Raw genomic sequence first — 1,002 nt, forward strand, 5'->3', positions numbered from 1 at the left:
TCGTAGTGCGGCAAAACAAGTACCTCTACCAATCTTGCGTGACATTGTGTACCAATTTCAACAAGTGATTGAGTCACGCAAGGGCGAGCAAGTTGAGCTATTAGCAAAAGACCTCGCACAACAAGGTATCTCAGCGGATGAACTGCTGGCTTATCTAAACAAGCAATAAAAGAAATCCCCGCAATCGCGGGGATTTTTCTATCTGACGAATTTGTCTTTTAGTAATCGGTCGAGCGAAAACGGACCGCCTCCCCACAGCATCACAATCAAAATCATTAACCCCCAGAGTTGATGGTCATGGAAACCTTTCTCCCACAGTAGCGGGTAGGACAGGACCGCGATAATGTTGAACACAAACAACATGGCAGCCATAGGGCGAGTAAATAATCCAAGCGCTAAAAAGACCGGAAGAACTAACTCTGCGAATGTGCCTGAATAGGCGGCAAATTCCCAAGGTAGCAACGGAACTTGATACTCAAATTCGAACAAGTACAAGGTGCTATCCCATGAGGCAATTTTGATAAGGCCAGAATTAAAAAACACCCAAGCGACCCATAAACGGCAAAACAGCAGCAACAACGGCATTGCGTGAGTTTGTAAGCTGTTGGTGTATTCGTCGTAGCGGCTAATCAGGCTTTTAACAGAATCTGTCATCGTATCCTCCTTACGCGGTTTGCAGCGTAAAACCTTCAATCAGGTCAAGCGTCATGATGTGATTAAGATGAGTGAGCAACGGCTCAGGGATATCGCTCAAACATTGCTTTTGTTCCAAGCTGGCAAGCAATTGATAGGCTTCGGCAGCTAGCGCGAAACACTGCGCTTCACCATTGGGCTCAATGCGGATCACCCCTTGTTGTAATTGGTTGATGTTGAGCTGATCGAATTGCTGAGTACGAACAGCTGCGAATAAATCAAACACCGCGTAATGAGCATCAAAGCACTTACACCCAGGGCGAAGGTGGAAAGCTAAATGGGGATGTTGCGACTCTGGTACGTGTGGTA

The 1,002-nt window shown here is 46.5% G+C and carries 1 protein-coding gene and 1 pseudogene; both read right to left on the reverse strand.

Going from position 1 to position 1,002, the window contains the following annotated elements; genetic code table 11:
• Positions 1–198: 198 nt before the first annotated feature.
• The gene (locus R7Q09_RS24440) at positions 199–654 is read right to left on the reverse strand and encodes a DoxX family protein (protein ID WP_021822489.1); all 456 of its coding nucleotides are present in this window, start codon (positions 652–654) and stop codon (positions 199–201) included.
• Between the two features lie 10 nt (positions 655–664).
• Positions 665–1,002, reverse strand: a pseudogene (locus R7Q09_RS24445) (DUF2063 domain-containing protein); the annotation flags it as partial.

Source organism: Vibrio sp. 2130-1, from assembly GCF_033339515.1.

Excerpts from the sequence above, each read along its gene's own strand:
- R7Q09_RS24440 (WP_021822489.1), bottom strand. The coding sequence starts at position 654 with ATGACAGATTCTGTTAAAAGCCTGATTAGCCGCTACGACGAATACACC.